Source organism: Collinsella sp. LCP19S3_A7 (assembly GCF_052121995.1).
Taxonomy (GTDB): Bacteria; Actinomycetota; Coriobacteriia; order Coriobacteriales; family Coriobacteriaceae; genus Collinsella.
Genome location: NZ_JBQKDE010000010.1, coordinates 64,999 through 82,772 on the forward strand (window position 1 = coordinate 64,999; position 17,774 = coordinate 82,772).

General features: G+C 62.0%; 18 protein-coding genes and 2 tRNA genes. All 20 read left to right on the top strand.

What is annotated here, in order from left to right:
• The first annotated feature begins 316 nt into the window (after nucleotides 1-316).
• The 20 genes from rsgA to ACTQV3_RS06110 all read left to right on the top strand — a co-directional run bounded on the left by rsgA (nucleotide 317) and on the right by ACTQV3_RS06110 (nucleotide 17,572).
• The gene (gene rsgA, locus ACTQV3_RS06015; protein WP_427795936.1) at nucleotides 317-1,270 is read left to right on the top strand and encodes a ribosome small subunit-dependent GTPase A; all 954 of its coding nucleotides are present in this window, start codon (nucleotides 317-319) and stop codon (nucleotides 1,268-1,270) included.
• Nucleotides 1,271-1,527: 257 nt separating this feature from the next.
• The gene (gene cpaB, locus ACTQV3_RS06020) at nucleotides 1,528-2,187 is read left to right on the top strand and encodes a Flp pilus assembly protein CpaB (protein ID WP_427719097.1); all 660 of its coding nucleotides are present in this window, start codon (nucleotides 1,528-1,530) and stop codon (nucleotides 2,185-2,187) included.
• On the top strand, nucleotides 2,187-3,824 hold the full coding sequence (locus tag ACTQV3_RS06025) for an AAA family ATPase (protein ID WP_441068977.1): 1,638 nt from the start codon (nucleotides 2,187-2,189) through the stop codon (nucleotides 3,822-3,824). The genes cpaB and ACTQV3_RS06025 overlap by 1 nt, the downstream gene beginning before the upstream one ends.
• Nucleotides 3,821-5,149 (top strand): CpaF family protein, encoded by a 1,329-nt coding sequence (locus tag ACTQV3_RS06030; protein ID WP_441068979.1) that lies wholly within the window; start codon nucleotides 3,821-3,823, stop codon nucleotides 5,147-5,149. Before ACTQV3_RS06025 ends, ACTQV3_RS06030 begins: the two co-directional genes overlap by 4 nt.
• Entirely contained in the window at nucleotides 5,122-6,048 is a 927-nt protein-coding gene (locus tag ACTQV3_RS06035) for a type II secretion system F family protein (RefSeq protein WP_441068981.1), read from the top strand. The genes ACTQV3_RS06030 and ACTQV3_RS06035 overlap by 28 nt, the downstream gene beginning before the upstream one ends.
• Complete coding sequence (locus tag ACTQV3_RS06040) at nucleotides 6,045-6,686, top strand: type II secretion system F family protein (protein ID WP_441068983.1); 642 nt, start codon at nucleotides 6,045-6,047, stop codon at nucleotides 6,684-6,686. The genes ACTQV3_RS06035 and ACTQV3_RS06040 overlap by 4 nt, the downstream gene beginning before the upstream one ends.
• 10 nt (nucleotides 6,687-6,696) lie before the next feature.
• Nucleotides 6,697-6,930: a hypothetical protein gene (locus tag ACTQV3_RS06045; RefSeq protein ID WP_427719148.1), complete on the top strand. Its 234-nt coding sequence runs from the start codon at nucleotides 6,697-6,699 to the stop codon at nucleotides 6,928-6,930.
• A 293-nt stretch (nucleotides 6,931-7,223) separates the two neighbouring features.
• The gene (locus ACTQV3_RS06050) at nucleotides 7,224-7,454 is read left to right on the top strand and encodes a hypothetical protein (RefSeq protein ID WP_441068985.1); all 231 of its coding nucleotides are present in this window, start codon (nucleotides 7,224-7,226) and stop codon (nucleotides 7,452-7,454) included.
• Between the two features lies 1 nt (nucleotide 7,455).
• Entirely contained in the window at nucleotides 7,456-7,674 is a 219-nt protein-coding gene (locus ACTQV3_RS06055) for a hypothetical protein (protein ID WP_154517649.1), read from the top strand.
• Nucleotides 7,610-8,146 carry a TadE/TadG family type IV pilus assembly protein gene (locus ACTQV3_RS06060; protein WP_427795226.1) on the top strand — a complete coding sequence of 179 codons (537 nt, stop codon included), beginning with the start codon at nucleotides 7,610-7,612 and terminating at the stop codon, nucleotides 8,144-8,146. The genes ACTQV3_RS06055 and ACTQV3_RS06060 overlap by 65 nt, the downstream gene beginning before the upstream one ends.
• Nucleotides 8,118-10,283 carry a hypothetical protein gene (locus ACTQV3_RS06065; protein WP_441068987.1) on the top strand — a complete coding sequence of 722 codons (2,166 nt, stop codon included), beginning with the start codon at nucleotides 8,118-8,120 and terminating at the stop codon, nucleotides 10,281-10,283. Before ACTQV3_RS06060 ends, ACTQV3_RS06065 begins: the two co-directional genes overlap by 29 nt.
• Nucleotides 10,283-10,759, top strand: coding sequence for a hypothetical protein (locus tag ACTQV3_RS06070; RefSeq protein WP_441068989.1), 477 nt, complete (start codon nucleotides 10,283-10,285; stop codon nucleotides 10,757-10,759). The genes ACTQV3_RS06065 and ACTQV3_RS06070 overlap by 1 nt, the downstream gene beginning before the upstream one ends.
• A complete protein-coding gene (locus ACTQV3_RS06075) occupies nucleotides 10,756-11,115 on the top strand; it encodes a DUF192 domain-containing protein (RefSeq protein ID WP_441068991.1) in 360 nt (119 codons plus the stop codon). Before ACTQV3_RS06070 ends, ACTQV3_RS06075 begins: the two co-directional genes overlap by 4 nt.
• 158 nt (nucleotides 11,116-11,273) lie before the next feature.
• Nucleotides 11,274-11,346 (top strand) — tRNA-Phe (locus tag ACTQV3_RS06080).
• A 603-nt stretch (nucleotides 11,347-11,949) separates the two neighbouring features.
• Entirely contained in the window at nucleotides 11,950-13,011 is a 1,062-nt protein-coding gene (locus tag ACTQV3_RS06085; protein ID WP_427728410.1) for a glycoside hydrolase family 5 protein, read from the top strand.
• Between the two features lie 6 nt (nucleotides 13,012-13,017).
• On the top strand, nucleotides 13,018-13,896 hold the full coding sequence (gene rsmI / locus ACTQV3_RS06090) for a 16S rRNA (cytidine(1402)-2'-O)-methyltransferase (protein ID WP_441535741.1): 879 nt from the start codon (nucleotides 13,018-13,020) through the stop codon (nucleotides 13,894-13,896).
• A gap of 69 nt (nucleotides 13,897-13,965) precedes the next feature.
• A complete protein-coding gene (gene metG / locus ACTQV3_RS06095) occupies nucleotides 13,966-15,567 on the top strand; it encodes a methionine--tRNA ligase (protein WP_154517665.1) in 1,602 nt (533 codons plus the stop codon).
• 107 nt (nucleotides 15,568-15,674) lie between these two features.
• A complete protein-coding gene (gene rsmA, locus ACTQV3_RS06100; RefSeq protein WP_441068995.1) occupies nucleotides 15,675-16,535 on the top strand; it encodes a 16S rRNA (adenine(1518)-N(6)/adenine(1519)-N(6))-dimethyltransferase RsmA in 861 nt (286 codons plus the stop codon).
• On the top strand, nucleotides 16,525-17,442 hold the full coding sequence (locus tag ACTQV3_RS06105; RefSeq protein WP_441068997.1) for a TatD family hydrolase: 918 nt from the start codon (nucleotides 16,525-16,527) through the stop codon (nucleotides 17,440-17,442). The genes rsmA and ACTQV3_RS06105 overlap by 11 nt, the downstream gene beginning before the upstream one ends.
• 43 nt (nucleotides 17,443-17,485) lie before the next feature.
• Nucleotides 17,486-17,572 (top strand) — tRNA-Leu (locus ACTQV3_RS06110).
• Nucleotides 17,573-17,774: the final 202 nt, after the last annotated feature.

Consider the following 17,774-nt stretch of genomic DNA (forward strand, 5'->3'; position numbering starts at 1 on the left):
TGTGAGCTGGTCGGGCTTTGCCCGGCCAGCTCTTTTTGATTTAAAATACCTGCTCAGTTGTGATTTGTGGTGCTGGGAGGCGCTTGTGGGTAAAGCTAGGGCTAAGGCGAAGAAAAAGACGACGGGGGCGCGAGCCAAGCGTGATCGTCGTCGGAAGCTTGCGACCGAAGCCCCCGCGTCTGCCGAGGAGCTGCTGGCGAGCGTGCCGGGACTCGATGCGCTGCAGGATGTTCCGGCGTTTGGCGATCTGCCGGTCGCCGCGGCTCAGCAGGCAGCATTTGACGATTTTTGCGCCCAAGCCGAGGAGCCCGAGCAGATGCAACTGGGCGCCGTGGTGCGCTTAGATCGCGGGTTTCCGCTGGTGGCGACGGCCGACGATACCTTTCGTGCCGAGCATGCCGTGGGGTTTGCCAAGTCGCGCGGCGAGGACGAGGTGCTGCTGCCGGCTGTGGGCGACCGTGTGGCGGTGCGTCGTGCACCCGGGCACGATATGGGCGTAATCGAATGCGTCCTGCCGCGACGCACGAGTTTTGAGCGTTGGCGTGGCCGCGCCCGCGGCGAGCGTCAGGTGCTTTGTTCCAACGTGGATAGCGTGCTGATCGTGCAGGCACTTGGCGCCGGCGAAGTGCTGCTCGACCGCGTGGCGCGCTCGCTGGTGTTGGCGCTCGACTGCGATGCCGAGCCGGTGGTGGTGCTTACCAAGGCCGACCGCTGCGAGGCCGCGGAACTCGAGCGCGATCTGGATCGCGTGCGCCGTCTGGTGGGCCCGGACGTGCGCGTGATCGTGACGTCCTCTGCCGAAGGCCGTGGTTTGGATGAGGTGCGCGCCTGCGTGCCGGCGGGAACGTGCGCCATGATCCTGGGTGAGTCGGGGGCCGGAAAGTCGACGCTGCTCAATGCGCTGCTGGGCCACGATGCGCTGGCTACCGGTGGTGTGCGCGAGCGCGACGACCAAGGCCGCCATACCACGGTCGCGCGCGTGATGGTGGCGCTGCCGGGCGACGCCGGCGTCATTGCCGACGCTCCGGGCCTGCGCAGTTTGCCACTCGTTGGTCACGAGCGGGGCCTGGCGCGTGCCTTCCCCGAGATCGTCGAGGCGTCGCGTGCGTGTCGGTTTGGCGACTGCACGCATACCCACGAACCGGGCTGCGCCGTTCGCGAGGCCGCCGATGCCGGGCAGATCGATGGCCTGCGCCTGGAAACGTTCCAAAACTTGGCGTCATCCATGCGTGTGAGTGCCCAAATGCTCGATCCCGATGTCCATCTGTAATTGAATTTATCTATGACAGCCGTCTTCCAACTGTGCGGGAGGCGGCTTTTTTACTGGCGATGCGCTCTTAAATGAGCGTTTTGCCGACGCGCTGACCAAAACCTTGCCGCGGGCTTGACGGGTTGGTCAGCTCTTGGCTGGTAATTGGTTTGACACTTAAAACCAAGATGGTGATCGCGCTGTTTTGTTGCTTGGCCGCTCGGACAATAGTGGTACGGGCATCCCATCCGCCCGGTGCTGTCTTGAGAGGAGCTGCCGTGAACAAGAGCAAGCGCATCGCCATCAGTCTGGCAGCGGGCGTGCTCGCCGCGGCACTCTGCATGGTTTACGGGTCATCGGTTCGTTCGCGGGCTGAGCAGGCCCAGGCCGAAACCTTGGCCAAATACGGTGGCGATCGCGTCGAAGTTTGCGTTGCCGCACGTGATATCGATGTGGGTGAGACCCTCGACGAGACCAATGTCGTAACCCAAGAGTGGCTCGCGAGCCTGCTGCCGCGCGATGCGGCGACCGAACTGCGCCAGGTGCGTGGCGACGTGACGACCTCGCGTATTCCCAAAAATGCCGTGGTCTGCGATGTCTACACCAAAGCCGAGAGCCATACGCTCGAGGTGCCCAAGGGCAAGGTTGCCGTTTCGGTGGCGGTCGATGCCGAGCATTCGGTGGGCGGAGCCGCAGGCGTGGGCAGCTACGTGGATGTGTACGTGCAAAAAGACGGCGTGACCGACCGGCTGTGCGGCGCGTATGTGATCGATACCAGCGACGAGGCCGGTGCCACGCGCGAAGGCAAGGTCGAGTGGGTGACGCTGGCGGCCGACCCCAAAGACGTCAAGGAATTGCTGGGAGCCTCGGGCAAGGGAACGGTCAGCTTGACGATTCCCGCCACGGCACGCGGCAAAAAGAGCGGAGGCGACGAGTGATGAAGGCGATCTGGCTTGCGTGCTGCGCGTGTGGCGATTACGGACTGCTGCAGCAGGAAGTCGAGGGCCGCGATGCGGGCGCGCAGGTGCTTCGCGTGGGCGACCTAGACGGGTTGGTGTCTATGGCTCGGGCGTTTCCTTCGCGCCGTGGCGCTGCCATTATCGCGGCATCCCTGTTTGATACGAAAGATGTGCGAGAGACCGTCGCGCGCCTGACTGCCGAAGGACGCGTGAGCCGCGTCGTCGTGTTGATAGAGGCGCTCGATCCGTCGGATATCGAGGGACTGTTTCGCGCGGGGGCGACCGAGGTCATCGCTGCGCACAGCATATGCGGCAGCGGACATGTGGGCGAGGGAGCGGTTGATTCCGATTGGGGCGTGTCGCCTGAGCCCGATGTTTTTGTTGATAGGGAACCCGGGGCGCCTCGCGCTACAAGAGGCCCGCGTGTTGATGACTATGGGAAAGCGGAAGCCGAGCATGTTCGGCGCCCCCCGGGCCCCCTTGCATGTGGTGACGTCGGAGCGTCGGTGCCGTATGGCGAAGACCTCCTGGCCGTAGATATGGGATACGTGCACGGCGTGAGCCTGGCCGATGGACTCGATGAGGTCGAGGGCCTTGTCGCGGGTGATGGCCCGCACGTCGACGTGACAGCGGAATCCCCAGTTCCGCGCCTACCGTTTGAGCAGCCTGCCGTGCCGGCGTGGACGCAGCACTTGGGTGCGGCTGGCGAGACGGGGACGTTGCCGCCCACGTCGTCAGCCCCTGCACCGCTGGCAGACACTGCGTCGACGTCGCATCGAGCTCCGGTCATCTGCGCCATTTCGGGTTCGGGCGGCTGTGGCAAATCGACGATTGTCGCCACGATGGCGCATGCCGCTTCGTTGCTGGGTCTGCGAGCTGCCGTACTCGATTTGGACCTAATGTTTGGAAATCTCTACGACTTGCTGGGCGCCGATGCCCCGCATGACATGGCGACACTTATCGAGCCGTCGGTCACGGGCGCCCTTGCGGAGCAAGACGTGGTCGCTGCATCGATGCGCGTTGCCCCAGGCGTTACGCTTTGGGGGCCTGTCGCAGCGCCCGAGCGCGCCGAGCTCATGGCGCGTCCGGTAGAGCTGCTGCTCGACATCTTGCGTCGTGAGTCCGACGTGGTCCTTATCGATACCTCGGTCTTTTGGGGCGATGCCGTGGCGGCTGCGGTGGCAGCGTGCGACCGTTGCCTTGTCGTGGGTGATGCGGCAGTTTCTTCCGCGACGTCTGCAGCGCGCGTCATTGAGCTGGCGAGCCGTGTGGGCGTGCCGCGCACGCGCATGAGCGCCGTATTCAACCGATTTGGCGCGCGTGGGGCGGACGAGGATGTCGCCATGCGCTTTGAGATTGCCTGTGCGTTGAGCTCCAAGATTCGTATCGCCGATGGCGGGCAGGATCTCGCCGCGCTCATGGCGTTTGGGCGCGCTGACGAGGCAGTGGGGCAGACCAGCGCTTTTGCGACCAGCGTGCGCGAGGCCACGCGTGAGATGCTCGTGGAACTGGGGTGCGCCGTCGGCCCTTGGAGCGATATGGTCGCCGACCGTGCAACGCGCACCGAACGCCCGCGCATCCGCCTTCCCTGGTCGCGTGAGGGTGATTGCCGATGAGCCTGCAAACGAGAATTAAAGCAGCCGGTGCGGCAGCGGCGACGGCACCTGTCGATGTGGGACGGCGCCGTGCGGTCAAGCGCCGCACCAAGCGGGCCGTGATGGACCGCGTGGGCTACGACGAGGTGGCACGCATCAGTGCCTACGTCGATCCGGTTCTTGCCCGCTCGGAATTGCGTCCTGCGGTGGAGGCGGCACTCAACGTGGAAGAACCGACCGACCTGGCGACGCCCGAGCGTGAGACCATCATCAACGAGATCTTGGATGACGTGGTGGGCTTGGGCCCGCTGCAGCCGCTCATCGAGGACGACACCGTCACCGAGATTATGGTCAACGGTTGCCGCTCGGCTTTCTTTGAGCGCGGCGGGGTCTTATACCCCATCGAGCATGCGTTTGAGGATGACGAGCAGATTCGCGTGCTCATCGACCGCATCATCTCGCCGCTGGGCAGGCGTATCGACGAGCGCAGTCCCATCGTCAACGCCCGCCTCAAGACAGGGTATCGCGTCAACGCGGTGATTCCGCCCGTGGCGATCGATGGGCCGATCCTCACTATCCGCAAGTTCTCGGATCGCATCTGTTCGTTGGACGAGCTTGTGGGCCTGGGGTCGCTGCCGCTTTGGTATGCGCAACTGCTTTCGTGTGCGGTGTCGCTGCGCCAAGATTTGGCGGTTGCGGGCGGTACGGGGTCGGGCAAGACTACGCTGCTCAACGCGCTATCGTGCGAGATATCTACCGGCGAGCGCATCGTGACGATCGAGGATTCCGCCGAGCTCAAGTTCGCGCATCACCCGCATGTGGTTCGCCTGGAGGCGCGCGAGGCTTCAATTGAGGGTGAGGGTGCGGTGACAATCCGCGACCTGGTGACCAACGCCCTGCGTATGCGTCCCGACCGTATTGTGGTGGGTGAGGTACGCGGTGCGGAATGTTGCGACATGCTGCAGGCCATGAACACCGGGCACGATGGGTCGCTCACCACGCTTCATGCGGGCACCGAGCAAGAGACCGTGGTGCGTTTGACGCTGCTTGCGCGCTATGGCATCGATCTGCCGAGCGAGCTTATCGAGGAACAAATCGCTATGGCGCTCGACGGCATCGTGATGTCCGAGCGCCATGCGGACGGCCGGCGTTTTGTGTCCTCCTATTCGGGGGTGCGACGCGGCGCGTCGGGTGGCGTGGAACTCGAGCGCTACGTGACCTTCGATGCCGCCGAGCGCACCTGGACGCTTGACCGCGAGCCGCCGTTTATCGCAGAGGGCTTGCGCTCGGGAACGCTTACACAGGAGGAGGTGGACGAATGGAGGTCGTTGTGCCCCTCGTCGTAGGGGGCCTTGCCGGGTTTTCGGTCGCGACGGTATGCGGAGTGGAGCCTCATGTGCCGAGGGTGCCGCCGGCGGAGCTGGTGCGCCAGACGCTCGAGACGGCGGCAGAGAAGCTGCCGCGTGAGCTGGTGGAAAACGATCTGCTAAAAAAGATCGCCCGTTCGTGGGCATCGTTGGCTCTCGTGCGCCGCATCGGTCTTGTCGTTGAGGATGATGCTTCACGCTTAGCGTTCCTGTTGCTATCGAGTGGCGTCTGCTGCCTTGCGCTTGCCGTGGTGTCGCTATCGCCCATCGGCTTTGTTTTGGGGGCGGTTGCGCCCTTTGCCGCGGGCGCCGCACGCGACATCTTTGACCACCGACGCGAGCAGCGCGATGTGGAGGAAGCCATGCCCGAGGCCTTTACGGCACTTTCCATGTCGCTTGCCTCGGGACATTCGCTGGCCCAGGGCATGCGGTTTGTGGGCGCTCACGCGCAAGAGCCGGTGCATACCGAGTTTCTGCGGGTGGCGGCGGCGATCGACTGTGGCATTTCGGCTGCCGATGCGCTCGACGACCTGCTTGTCCGCATCGACGCCCCCGGGCTTTCGCTTGTCACGTTGGCGCTCAAGGTGTCGCAGCGGACCGGTGCCCCGCTTGCCGATCTGCTGTCCGAGGCGTCGAGCATGGTGGGGGAGCGTATCGAGCTCAAGCGCCGCCTGGATGTCAAAACGTCGCAGGCGCGCATGTCGGCGCATATGGTCGCGGCGATGCCGGCGGGTATGTGCGCGGTGCTGGCCCTGCTTTCGGCAGATTTTCGCTACGGTCTCGCAACGCCGGTAGGCGCCGGCGCCGTGGTTCTGGGGCTTGCCCTTAACGGCGTCGCTCTGGTGGTTATCCGGCGCATTATGCGGGTGGAGCTGTGAGCGCCCTGGTTGCCGCCGCGGCTTGCCTGTGCGCCCTGAGTGTATTTGTCGCGACGGGTTTGGATCGGGCGGATGCACGCAAGATCGCAGGGGCCTGCAAGCGCGAGGCGGTGCTAGTCGTTGCTGCGGCCCATTCGGTGATCGATGCCGCTATTGCGCGGGTGAGGGGCGCATTTGGCGTGGACAACTCAGCGCAGGTTTCGCTCGGTGAGGTGTCCGAGATGATTGATGTGGTGCGCCTGGGGCTTTCCGCCGGCCTTTCGTTCGATGCGGCGCTCGAGATCTTTTGCGCCAATCGTCGATCGGCGCTGACTGTTCGGCTTGAACGGGCATGCATGGCGTGGCAGGTGGGCGTGGGAGCGCGCGAGGACGAGTTGTTGGCGGCCGCGCAGGACCTGGACGTGCGGGCGCTCGAGACCTTTGCCATTACGGTGGGTCAAGCGCTCGCCCTGGGTGCCCCGCTTGCCGAGACCCTTGCTGCCCAAAGTCGCGAGATCCGCGCCGCCCATCGTGCCGCGGTCGAGCGCGAGATTGAACGAGCGCCCGTCAAGCTGCTGATTCCCACCGGCACGCTCATCTTGCCGGCACTGCTGTTATCCATATTGGGCCCGCTGCTGGGAGCAGGCGGGATGATGTAGGGAGGAATACATGAACAAAATGGCTGACGTTATGGGTAGGGTTTGGAGTCGGACGCTTTACCGTGCAATGCGTTCCTGTCAACGTGCCAAGGCGCTGGTACAGGAGGAAAGCGCTCAGGGTACCACCGAGTACGCCATCTTGGTCGGCGTGCTCGTGGTAATCGCGATCATTGCCATCGTTGCATTTAAGGGCAACGTCGAAAAGCTATGGAACGCGATCAAAGACGGCATCAACAGCCTGTAGAAGGCGGGCATTCTGTTGGCGTGCTGCTGGTGCTCGCTTGCCTGATTGTGGCGATTGCGGCGACGCTCTGGGGGCTGAATGCCGTGCGACAGCAGCGTTCTGGGGCCGTCGCGGATGGGAGCTCGGGCGCGGTGGCGCCTCCCGATGACAAAGCGCGGGACACGGCCGACAGGGATGCCGCCGTCACGGCACAAACTTTTCTGCGCGCCCTCGACGAACGGGCGGATGCTGCGGCGGGTCCATCTGCGGACAACGCAGTCGCAGCCCGGCTGACATGGGCCGAGGAGCGGCCGATGACCGAGGCTGCCGCGGACCTGTTGCGTATCTATCGCGAGGTGCCCACAGCCCAGCTCGCTCTAAGCGGTTACCTCGACATCAAGGGCAACGTATGGGGCGCCATCGTGCGCGATGGGCGCGGCTGGGTCGACATGGTGACGGTTGCCGCGGATGCCGGCGACGCCTCGTGCCGCTTACGCGCGGTGCGCTTGGTTCCGCAAGCATCGGGGTCAAAGGAGGGATCGTGAAATGCTTGACGTTTTGCGCGAGGAGTCTGCCCAATCGACCGTTGAGTACGCCATCGTCACCATGGCGCTGCTTTCCATCGTGCTGGCGATTGCGGGGCTTTGGCGCGCCGGCACCGACGGACGCTTGGCGGCGTTGGCTGCACGGGCGGCGTCCCATGGCGTCGCCTCGACATCGGTTATCGACGCCGCCGCAGGCGCCAAAGACATCGCGCTCTATTGATATCGCGCGCGAGGATTGGGCGCAGTCCACGGTCGAGGCCGCTTTTTTGCTGCCGACGTTTTTGACGCTCATCCTGCTTGCGCTGCAGCCGGTGTGCCTGCTCTATACGCGTGCGGTCATGGAGTCTGCCGCCGCCGAGACGGCGCGGCTCATGACCACGACGACGGCGGAGGACGACGACCTCAAGGAGTTTGCCCGCCGCCGTCTCGCCGCGGTGCCCGATGTCTCGATCTTTCACGCCGGCGGACCGCTGTCGTGGGATATCGAGCTTGGCCGGGCGGACGCAGGGGGCGTTTCGTCTGTATCTATCGCGGGTGATGTAAAGCCGCTGCCCGTGATCGGCGCGTTCGCGCAGGCCATGGGCAATGTGGGGGGAGGAGGGAATGTTGAGTTGAAAGTCGACGTTTCGTATCGATCGCGTCCCGGATGGCTGGAGGGAGACTATGATTCGTGGATTGCCGCGTGGGATTAGGCGTCGCCTGCTGCGAATGATGCGAGGGCTCGTGTGCCGTTGCCGGTCGAATGCCCGCCGCAAGCGGGGCGGCTTCATGGGCCGCTCCGGTATCGACCTGTTTATCGAGGACGGTGCCTACACTACGCTTTCTTCGGCGGTCGTCATACTTGTGGTGCTTACGCTGCTGTTTTCGTCGACGGCGGCGATATGGAGTATGTCGCGCGCCGGGGATACCCAGGTGGCGGCCGATAGCGGTGCTCTGGCGGGTGCCAACGTGATATCGTCCTACCATACAGCGGCCACGGTGGTGGATGCGAGCATTTTGAGCTTGGGCCTGGCGGGGTTTGCCACAATCGGCACCGGCTTGGTTGCCATGCTGGTGCCGGGTGGGAAAATAGCCGCAAGCGATATGGTCGATACCGGGATTGAGATTATTAAAACGCGCAATAGGTTTGCCAAAAGTGCGTCGGAGGGTTTGCAAAAAGTCGAAACGGCTCTGCCATATCTGGTTGCCGCGCGAGCTACGCAGGCTGTTTCGGCGCAGGATACCGATAACGTGATCTATACCGGCACAGCGCTCGCCGTGCCCAGGACATCGGAGTCGGACTTTGTTGCGCTCGAGGGGTCAGAGATCTCGACCGATGCCATTAAAAAGACGTCGGAAGATTTAGACCGCGCAGCTGTGGAGCTGCAGAAGGCCTCTGAGGATACGGCGAAGGCCAAAGAGCGCGCCTGGCTTGCGGACTGTGGCGGATCGGATGAGAATGCGATTGGCAAGTACTCATGTATGTGGGAGCGTGCGGGGAGCTTGGCAAAGCTATCGGGTGAACAAAACCGCCACTATACTTCGAGTATCGATTGGGAGCCGCAGATCGCCCTAAATCGTGCGAAGACCTATTACCGCCGGCGCCTGGCGAATGAAAGGCCGCTTGGTGGGGGTGTAGAGATGGAGGCGGAGTCTGTCGCGCGCAAAGCGTTTTACGCTTATGCAATCGAAGAACTCGATCACTCGTATATTAAAGATGATGGTGAAAAAATCTTATCCCAGATTCCATTCCTGCCACGCACTCCAGATGAGGTGAAGGGAACCCAGCTCTACACCGATGCCATGTGGCCTACGAGTGATATTGGTGGCAAGACATACCTGCACTATGGGACCGGATGCCCCAACTATAAGAATGGGTCGCCGGGCGGGTTGGCATCCGTCGTCGATTACGATGGCCACGATGTGTGCGAGGAGTGCCAATTTGACGTCGTTGACCTGGGTCGCGCCCTCATGCCTCCATCATTTATCGAAAACGGCTTCGAGTATCACTTTGACAAGTTCAAAGACGCCCTGGAAGATTACGTCGAATGTCGCAACAAAGAGCTCGAGCTTATGCGTCAGACCGAGGACGAGGCCGATCGCGCGGGTAATGCGTTTGACCAGGCCATCAAGGCGCTTTCGGGCGAGCGGCCGCGTATCGCCCCGCCCGGCCGAAACGGCGTGGTCGCCTTTGCGGTCTCGGGCGATATGACCAGTCCCGGTAAGCTCAACTCTTCATTCAATAAGCCGGTTACGCTCGGCAGTCGCGGTGCAATCTCTGCCGCGGTCTTGGCTCCCGACAACGCGACGGCGCAAAACAACGTGCTCTCGCGGTTTTTCTCGACACTGGAAGAGCGCTCGGGCGGCGTTGCCGGCGTACTCGATGGCGTCATGGATGTTTGGGGACGCCTGCTTGTGGGATACGGAGACATCCAAGGTTCGGCCGACGAACTTATGGACGAGATGATTAAAGACCTAGGAGGGGGCAGCGGCGCGTTGGGCTCCATTGCATCGTGGCTCGGCGATACCGTTTCGGCGTCCGTGGCGGCGCTGGGTTTGGAACCGTGCGACTTGCGCCTGCGAAAGCCGGTGCTGACCGATTCCGCTAACGTCATTAAGAGTCCGGGGTCTGACATTGCCGGTCTCTCTCAAGCGCAAGACAAACTGCGAAGTATTCCGTTGGGCGTGACCGATCCCAAGGCGCTTTGCGAGGCGTTGGAATATCAAGTCGAACGCACCATTAGCGGTACGGTGTTCACACTTGCGGAGATTCCTCTGCCCGGCGGCGGCTCCATCCCGCTCACCGTCGATGTCGCTACGCTGGCGGGGGCCTTGGGCGGTGGATCGTAATGGGCGTTGGTGCAGTCTTGTACGAGGAGCGCGCCCAGGCGACGGTCGAGATGGCCGTGGTCGCTCCCGTTTTGCTGGCGCTTGCGCTCATTGTGTACAACGTCATGGTCTTTGCCGGCGCCGTTGCGCGCTTCGATCGCGTGGTGCCCGATATCGTGCTGGCGCACGCTGTGGCGCCGGAAGGGGAGGGCGACAAGAGCTCTGCCGATGCCTCGGTGCGTGTCCAGTCCGAGATTCAGGCGGCTATGCAGGGCTATAATCTGCAGGTCGAGGTCTCGAGCGAGCAGAGCTCGGCGTCGTCTGACGGCGGCTTGCTCTCTCTGTCCGGGACGTTTAGGACCTATGCCTGCGTCATGTACTATGAGCCGTGGCCTAGATTGCTCAGCATTGCCGGCGTTTCTCTGGGGACGCCGGCGAAGCTGTCGCACGAGCGCGCGGTTACGGTCGATCCGTGGCGACCGGGGGTGGTCATGTGAGCGCCGTCTTGTCTTATATCGCCTACGCGCGTGCGCTCAATAGGCTCGGTTGGTCGCCGGCAGAGTTTATGGTGGCAGAATCGTTTGGCGCACGCTTGCGCGGCATGCTGGGCCGCGTGCCGATTACGGCTGACGGACTGCCGCTCGTCATGGCGTTTCCGTCCTGCTCTTCGGTCCACACCTGTTTTATGGCTTATCCCATCGACATTGCCTTTATTGATTGCAGCGGCAATATCCTTGCACGCTACGAAAATGTCCGCCCCTGGCGCATGTGCTCCTGTCCCGGTGCTTGGGCGGTGCTGGAACGCCCTTCAGTCTTTGTATCGCCCACTGTCTTGCAACGAGTGCAGGCTTGAAGGCCCTGAGCGAAAAACTTCTTGCGGCCGGTTGATGTCTCTGACGTGCTGCTTTACAGAACCGAGGTGGTGTCCAAAAACTTTTTTCAAATTCTCGGTTGACCGGAGCGCGTCCTTGGTTATACTAATCAAGCCTTGAAACAAGGCACACCTCAAATGGCTGGGTAGCTCAGTTGGTAGAGCAGAGGACTGAAAATCCTCGTGTCAGGGGTTCGATTCCCTTCCCCGCCACCTTGAATTGACTAGGACCTCTGCGAAGGGGTCCTTTTCTTTTATGTAGCCCCCGCACGGAATCGAACCCCGCGAGGGCGCGGAGCTGAGGAAACGCGATAGCGTTTGCCAGCGTAGCTCGCAAGGCGCGCAAGCGCCGCAGCGGTCCGTCCGCGCAGCGCGCGGACGCGATTCCCTTCCCCGCCACCTTGAATTGACTAGGACCTCTGCGAAGGGGTCCTTTTCTTTTATGTGGACCCGCGGAAAACGCATCCCAGAATTACAATCCTGAGCGGGATGCGCTTTCCGCTTTAGGGGCGCTTGGGAAAATGCGACCCGGAATGACGTGAAATTACGGGACATGCTTTCCGGTTGGACCTGCTGGCGGAAAATGCATTCCATTATTGAGCAAAATAACGGGATGCGCCTTCCGGCGCCTGCCTTCGGCGTGCGTGCACATCTTGGCGTACCATCTGGGGTGTGCCCGCCCAGACATTACTCCTACTTTTGCGCCACTTTGCAGACCGTTCGATCGGCTGTCCGTGTGCGCGGGTATACTCAAAACGATACTTTTCCTATGCAATACGATGCGGGTTCGCCCTGCACGATTCGAAGGGGGCCGTGATGGAGAGGATACTCGGCGTTAATCTCTCTGGCTGGTTTATTCCCGAGCCTTGGGTGACCCCGTCGCTGTACGCGGCGACAGGTGCGTCCAATGCGGCGGAACTGCAAGAAGCCATGGGCACTGCTGCCTATAACGAGCGCATGCGTCGCCATTATGAGACATTCGTAAGCGAAGATGATTTTCGCCGTATGGCGCAGATTGGTCTCAATGCCGTGCGTTTGCCGGTGCCCTGGTATGCCTTTGGCTCGCAGGAGTCCGATGCGTCCTACATTTCGGTTATCGACTACATTGACCGTGCAATTGAGTGGGCTGCCAAGTACGACATTCGCGTGCTGCTCGATCTAGCGACTGTGCCCGGTGGCCAGGGCGATTCCAACGATTCGCCCACCACGCCGGAGGCTGTTGCCGAGTGGCATTCGTCCACCAACGGTCGTCACGTTGCGCTCGACGTGCTGGAGCGCTTGGCCGATCGCTACGGCGAAGCCGAAAGCCTTCTGGGCATTGAGCTGCTGGATACGCCGCAGATGAGTGTCCGCAAGAGTCTCTTTACCATGACGGATGGCATTCCGGCCCACTACCTGCGCAATTTCTATCGCGATGCCTACGAGCTCGTCCGTTCGTATATGCCCGAGGATAAGATCGTCGTCTTCTCGTCGTCGGGACATCCCGGCGAGTGGAAGCATTTTATGCGCGGCGCCAAGTACAAGAACGTCTACATGGACCTTCACCTGTACCATTACCGCGACGAGCATGCGCTCGACATCACGAGCCCCCGCGGGCTGACGACGGCGATTTCGCGTAACAAGCGCGAGCTTAAAGAAGCGATTTCGACAGGGTTCCCCGTGCTGGTGGGCGAATGGTCGGGCGCGGCGATCTTTGCCAACTCGTCGGTTACGCCCGAGGGCCGCAATGCCTACGAGCGCGTGTTTATCGCCAATCAGCTGGCTTCGTTTGCGCCGGCTGCCGGTTGGTTCTTCCAAACGTGGAAGACCGAGAAACGCATCGCAGCATGGGACGCCCGCGCGGCGCTCGGTACGCTCGAGCGCGGCATGATTGAATAGGTTGATATGACGCAAAACAGCGCCCATACGGGCAAACTCTATGTGGTCGGAACACCCATCGGCAACCTGGGCGACCTGTCTCCGCGCGTTGGCGAGGCGTTTGCCGCCGCCGATGCGATCTGCTGCGAGGACACGCGCGTGACCTCAAAGCTACTGATGCACCTGGGCATTTCCAAGCCGCTTGTCCGTTGTGACGAGAATGTGATCGCCAGCCGCGCCGCCGGTCTGGTTGACCGCCTGCTGGCGGGGGAGACCCTCGCTTTTGCCTCGGATGCCGGCATGCCGAGCGTGTCCGATCCCGGCCAAGCGCTGGTCGAGGCGGCGCGTGAGGCCGATGTGCCCGTCGAAGTTATTCCCGGGCCCTCTGCTTGCGTCACGGCGCTCGTTTCGTCCGGTATTCCCTGCGAGCATTTTTTCTTCGAGGGCTTTTTGGGCCGAAAGCACGGCGACCGCGTGCGCCGTTTGCAGCGCCTTGCCGTGGTGCCCGGCGCGCTCATCTTCTACGAGTCTCCACATCGCATCGTGGCAACGCTCGAGGCCGTGGCGGAGGTCTTTCCCCAGCGTGAGGTTGCCGTCTGCCGCGAACTCACCAAGCTGCACGAGGAGGTCTTGCGCGGGCCCGCCGCCCAGCTTGCCGAGGGGCTGCGTGCTCGCGGCGAAGTAAAGGGCGAGATTGCGCTGGTCATCGCGCCACCGAGTGAAGACGAGGAGGCCGGCATTGTGCCGGTTGGCGCAGCAGCAGCGGATCCCGACGAGGCCCTGCGCGAGGATATCCGCGCCGCGCTCGAGGAGGGGGAGCCCGCCTCTGCGGTGGCCAAGCGACTGTCTCAGAAGTATTCACGCCGCAAACGCGATGTCTATGCCATGGTGCTCAATATGCAATAGATGGAGGATATCCAGCCCTTGCGTTAGAATCATCCCCTGTATGCAACGTTTTTCTGGAGGACAAACCCCATGGATCAAAGCAAGCCTTCGTTCTTTATCACGACGCCCATCTACTACGTCAATGCCGATCCGCATCTGGGCACGGCTTATTCCACCATCATCGCCGACGTCCAGGCTCGCTATCGCCGCTCCGCCGGCTATAACGTCAAGTTCCTGACCGGCATGGACGAGCACGGCGAGAAGGTCGCCGAGGCCGCAGCCAAGCATGGCATGACGCCGCAGGAGTGGACCGACAGCCAGGCTCCGCACTTCAAGGAGCTTTGGAGCAAACTCGAGATCTCCAACGACGACTTCATCCGCACCACCGAGCCGCGCCAGCATCATGCGGTGCAGTATCTGTGGGAGCGCATGAAGGAGTCTGGCTACCTGTATAAGGGCAGCTACGACGGTTGGTACTGTGTGCCTGACGAGACTTACTTTACCGACACGCAGGTCCAGAAGGGTGACGAGGAGTACGGCAGCGTCGGCCAGCACCTGTGCCCCGACTGTCACCGTCCGCTCGAGCGCGTGCAGGAGGAGTCCTACTTCTTCAAGCTTTCCGCTTTCCAGGACAAGCTGCTCAAGCTCTATGACGAGCATCCCGATTTCGTCGAGCCTGCATTCCGCATGAACGAGGTGCGTAGCTTTGTCGAGGGCGGCCTCAACGACCTTTCCGTGAGCCGTACGAGCTTTGACTGGGGCATCCAGGTTCCGTTCGATGAGGGCCATGTGACCTATGTGTGGTTCGACGCGCTACTCAACTACATGACGGCTGTCGGCTACGGTGTCGACACCGACGAGGCCCGTGCCGAGCTGGCCTATCGCTGGCCTGCGCAGTTCCACATTGTGGGCAAGGACATCATTCGCTTCCACTGCGTCATTTGGCCCGCTATGCTCATGGCCATTGGCGAGGCTCTGCCCGAGCACGTCTTTGCCCACGGCTTCCTGACCGTGCGCAATGCCGAGACTGGCAAGGCCGAGAAGATGTCCAAGAGCCGTGGCAACGCCATTGCCCCGCAGGATGTTATCGACATGCTGGGCGTCGAGGGTTATCGCTACTACTTTATGACCGACGTGGTCCCCGGAACCGACGGCGCTATCAGCTTCGATCGCATGGAGCAGGTCTACAACGCCGATCTCGCTAACAGCTGGGGCAACCTCATCTCGCGTTCGCTCAACATGAGCGGTAAGTACTTTGACGGTTGCGCGCCCGCCAAGCCCGCATCGTTCGATGCGTTCGATAACCCGCTGGCAAAGATCGCCGATGGCCTGGCCGAGCGCTACATGGCCAAGATGGATGTGCTCGATTACGGTGGAGCCAAAGACGAGGTTATGGAGCTCATCCACGCCGCCAACCACTACATCGAGGACTCCGAGCCCTGGGCACTTGCCAAGGACGAGGCCAAGGCCGACGAGCTGGCGTTTGTGATCTACAACCTCCTCGAGGCCATCCGCATTGCCGCTCACCTGCTGATGCCGCTCATGCCCCAGACTTCTACCGAGGCCCTGCGCCGCCTGTCGTGCGAGGACGAGGCCGCGAGCGACGACCTCAAGGGCATTTGCGCTTGGGGTCTGCTTGCCGGTGGTCAGCCCGTCGAGAAGGGTGAGCCGCTGTTCCCGCGTCTGGGTTAAGACGCCGCGCGCCATATCGGCAATCTGCTGTTTAGGTGTAAGGGCATGGCCGCAACGGTCCATGCCCTTTTGTTTCAAGACGCCGCCACCATGCTAAGGAGGCAACTATGACAACTTCGCCTTTGGCAAACCCCACGGCAACAAGGGAGCTGCTGGAGGAGTTTGGCCTTGCGACCAAGCATCGCCTGGGCCAGAACTTCCTGATCGACAACCATGTGATCGAGCGTATTTGCGAGCTTTCCGAACTTGCGGGCGATGAGCGCGTGCTCGAGGTCGGTCCGGGCGTTGGAACGCTCACGCTTGCGCTGCTTCAGGAGGCGGCGTGCGTCACGTCGATTGAGGCCGATCCCGAGCTCGAGCCGGTGCTCGATGCCCATGCCGCCGACTATGCCAACTTCCGCTTTATCATGGGCGACGCGCTCAAGGTGTGCCCGGAGCAGATTGAGCAGGCCGCGGGCGGTGAGCCGACGGTATTTGTCGCGAACTTACCCTATAACGTGGCAGCGACGATCATTCTGCAGTTCTTCCAGACGATGCCCGCCCTTAAGCGCGCCGTCGTCATGGTTCAAAAGGAGGTTGCCGATCGCATTGCCGCAACGCCGGGCAACAAGACCTACGGCGGCTATACGGCAAAGCTCGGCCTGTATGCGCAGGTGACGGGTCGCTTTGAGGTGCCGCCGCGCTGCTTTATGCCGGCGCCGCATGTGGATTCGGCCGTCGTGCGCATCGACCGTGTTGACGGCGTAGCGCCCGAGGGGCCTGATCGCGAGTTTGTGGCCCGCGTGATTGACGCTGCGTTTGCTCAGCGTCGCAAGACCATCCGCAATTCCATGAGCGCCAACGGCTTTGCCAAGGACGTGCTCGATGCCGCCTTTGAGGCTTGCGGCATCGCACCCACCACGCGCGCCGAGACGCTTGGCGTTGCCGATTTTTTCCGTCTAGCTCAGGAGCTAATCCATGATGCCTAATGACGAGCGCGTGACGTTTACCAAGAAAAAGAAGACGGTTGCTTGCCCCGTGCCCTTGGCGCCGCTTGCCGATACGCATGCGCACTTGCTCTCGTTTTGGGGCAAGGAAGTACCCGAGACGCTTGTGCGCGCCAAGGCTGCAGGCGTCGACCTGTTGGTGACGATCTTTGATCCCATTGCCGACAAACGCAGCGTGACGGACTATAGCGACTGGCTGATGCGCGAGATTTTGCCGATGCGGGATATTCCGCAGATAAAGTATCTCGCCGGTGTGCACCCCTATGGTGCGCCGGACTATACCGATGACATTCATGCACAGGTCGTTGCTGCGCTTGATGATCCCTTATGCGTCGGTATCGGCGAGATCGGTCTGGACTACCACATGGATTACGATGACGACATCGCGCCGGCGCCCCACAGCGTGCAGATCGACTGTATGGCGCGCCAACTCGAGGTTGCCGTACGCCGCAACGTGCCGGTGGAGTTGCATCTGCGCCACGAGGACGCGGATGGGGAGCGCTCCTCGCATGTGGATGCGTACAACGTGCTGCGCGAGGTGGGTGTGCCTCAGGCCGGTTGCGTGCTGCACTGCTTTGGCGAGGATCGCGCCACGATGGAGCGCTTTGTGGGTTTGGGCTGCTATATCGCCTATGGCGGCGCGGCCACCTTTAAGCGCAACAATGATGTGCGCGAGGCATTTGCGTCAACCCCGCTCGATCGAATTTTGTTCGAGACGGATTGCCCGTATATGGCTCCGGAGCCCATTCGCGGTCTTGAGTGTGAGCCGGCAATGATTTCCATCACGGCAAACGCGCTGGTTAACGACCGTGTCGATCGTACCGGCGAGAACGCCGAGGCAATCGCTCGAGCCGCCTGGGAAAATGCCCGCAAACTTTTTCAAAAATAGTTCTTGCGTTCACGGTGGCGCTCCGTTATTCTAATTCCTGCACGCGGGCGTGGCGGAATTGGCAGACGCGTACGGTTCAGGTCCGTATGGGGGCAACCCCATGAAGGTTCAAGTCCTTTCGCCCGCACCATTGATTGAAAGAGCTCCCAGCAATGGGAGCTTTTTTGTTATGGGCCCATCGTAGGGACTTGAACCTGCGAAGGAGCGAGCGTCAAGAAAACGCGGAGCGTTTTTAGCGAGCTGGCGAGTCCGCCGGCAGGCGGGCGAAGCCGGTGCGGATCCGCGCAGCGGATACGCGGACGTCCTTTCGCCCGCACCATTGATTGAAAGAG

What these genes read in the sequence shown, in the direction of transcription:
- ACTQV3_RS06025 (WP_441068977.1), top strand. Translation starts at nt 2,187, where the DNA reads ATGAAGGCGATCTGGCTTGCGTGCTGCGCGTGTGGCGATTACGGACTG.
- ACTQV3_RS06030 (WP_441068979.1), top strand. Translation starts at nt 3,821, where the DNA reads ATGAGCCTGCAAACGAGAATTAAAGCAGCCGGTGCGGCAGCGGCGACG.
- ACTQV3_RS06065 (WP_441068987.1), top strand. Translation starts at nt 8,118, where the DNA reads ATGATTCGTGGATTGCCGCGTGGGATTAGGCGTCGCCTGCTGCGAATG.
- ACTQV3_RS06070 (WP_441068989.1), top strand. Translation starts at nt 10,283, where the DNA reads ATGGGCGTTGGTGCAGTCTTGTACGAGGAGCGCGCCCAGGCGACGGTC.
- ACTQV3_RS06050 (WP_441068985.1), top strand. Translation starts at nt 7,224, where the DNA reads ATGACCGAGGCTGCCGCGGACCTGTTGCGTATCTATCGCGAGGTGCCC.
- ACTQV3_RS06055 (WP_154517649.1), top strand. Translation starts at nt 7,456, where the DNA reads ATGCTTGACGTTTTGCGCGAGGAGTCTGCCCAATCGACCGTTGAGTAC.
- metG (WP_154517665.1), top strand. Translation starts at nt 13,966, where the DNA reads ATGGATCAAAGCAAGCCTTCGTTCTTTATCACGACGCCCATCTACTAC.
- rsmA (WP_441068995.1), top strand. Translation starts at nt 15,675, where the DNA reads ATGACAACTTCGCCTTTGGCAAACCCCACGGCAACAAGGGAGCTGCTG.
- rsmI (WP_441535741.1), top strand. Translation starts at nt 13,018, where the DNA reads ATGACGCAAAACAGCGCCCATACGGGCAAACTCTATGTGGTCGGAACA.
- rsgA (WP_427795936.1), top strand. Translation starts at nt 317, where the DNA reads ATGCAACTGGGCGCCGTGGTGCGCTTAGATCGCGGGTTTCCGCTGGTG.
- ACTQV3_RS06105 (WP_441068997.1), top strand. Translation starts at nt 16,525, where the DNA reads ATGATGCCTAATGACGAGCGCGTGACGTTTACCAAGAAAAAGAAGACG.
- ACTQV3_RS06035 (WP_441068981.1), top strand. Translation starts at nt 5,122, where the DNA reads ATGGAGGTCGTTGTGCCCCTCGTCGTAGGGGGCCTTGCCGGGTTTTCG.
- ACTQV3_RS06060 (WP_427795226.1), top strand. Translation starts at nt 7,610, where the DNA reads ATGGCGTCGCCTCGACATCGGTTATCGACGCCGCCGCAGGCGCCAAAG.
- ACTQV3_RS06045 (WP_427719148.1), top strand. Translation starts at nt 6,697, where the DNA reads ATGAACAAAATGGCTGACGTTATGGGTAGGGTTTGGAGTCGGACGCTT.
- ACTQV3_RS06085 (WP_427728410.1), top strand. Translation starts at nt 11,950, where the DNA reads ATGGAGAGGATACTCGGCGTTAATCTCTCTGGCTGGTTTATTCCCGAG.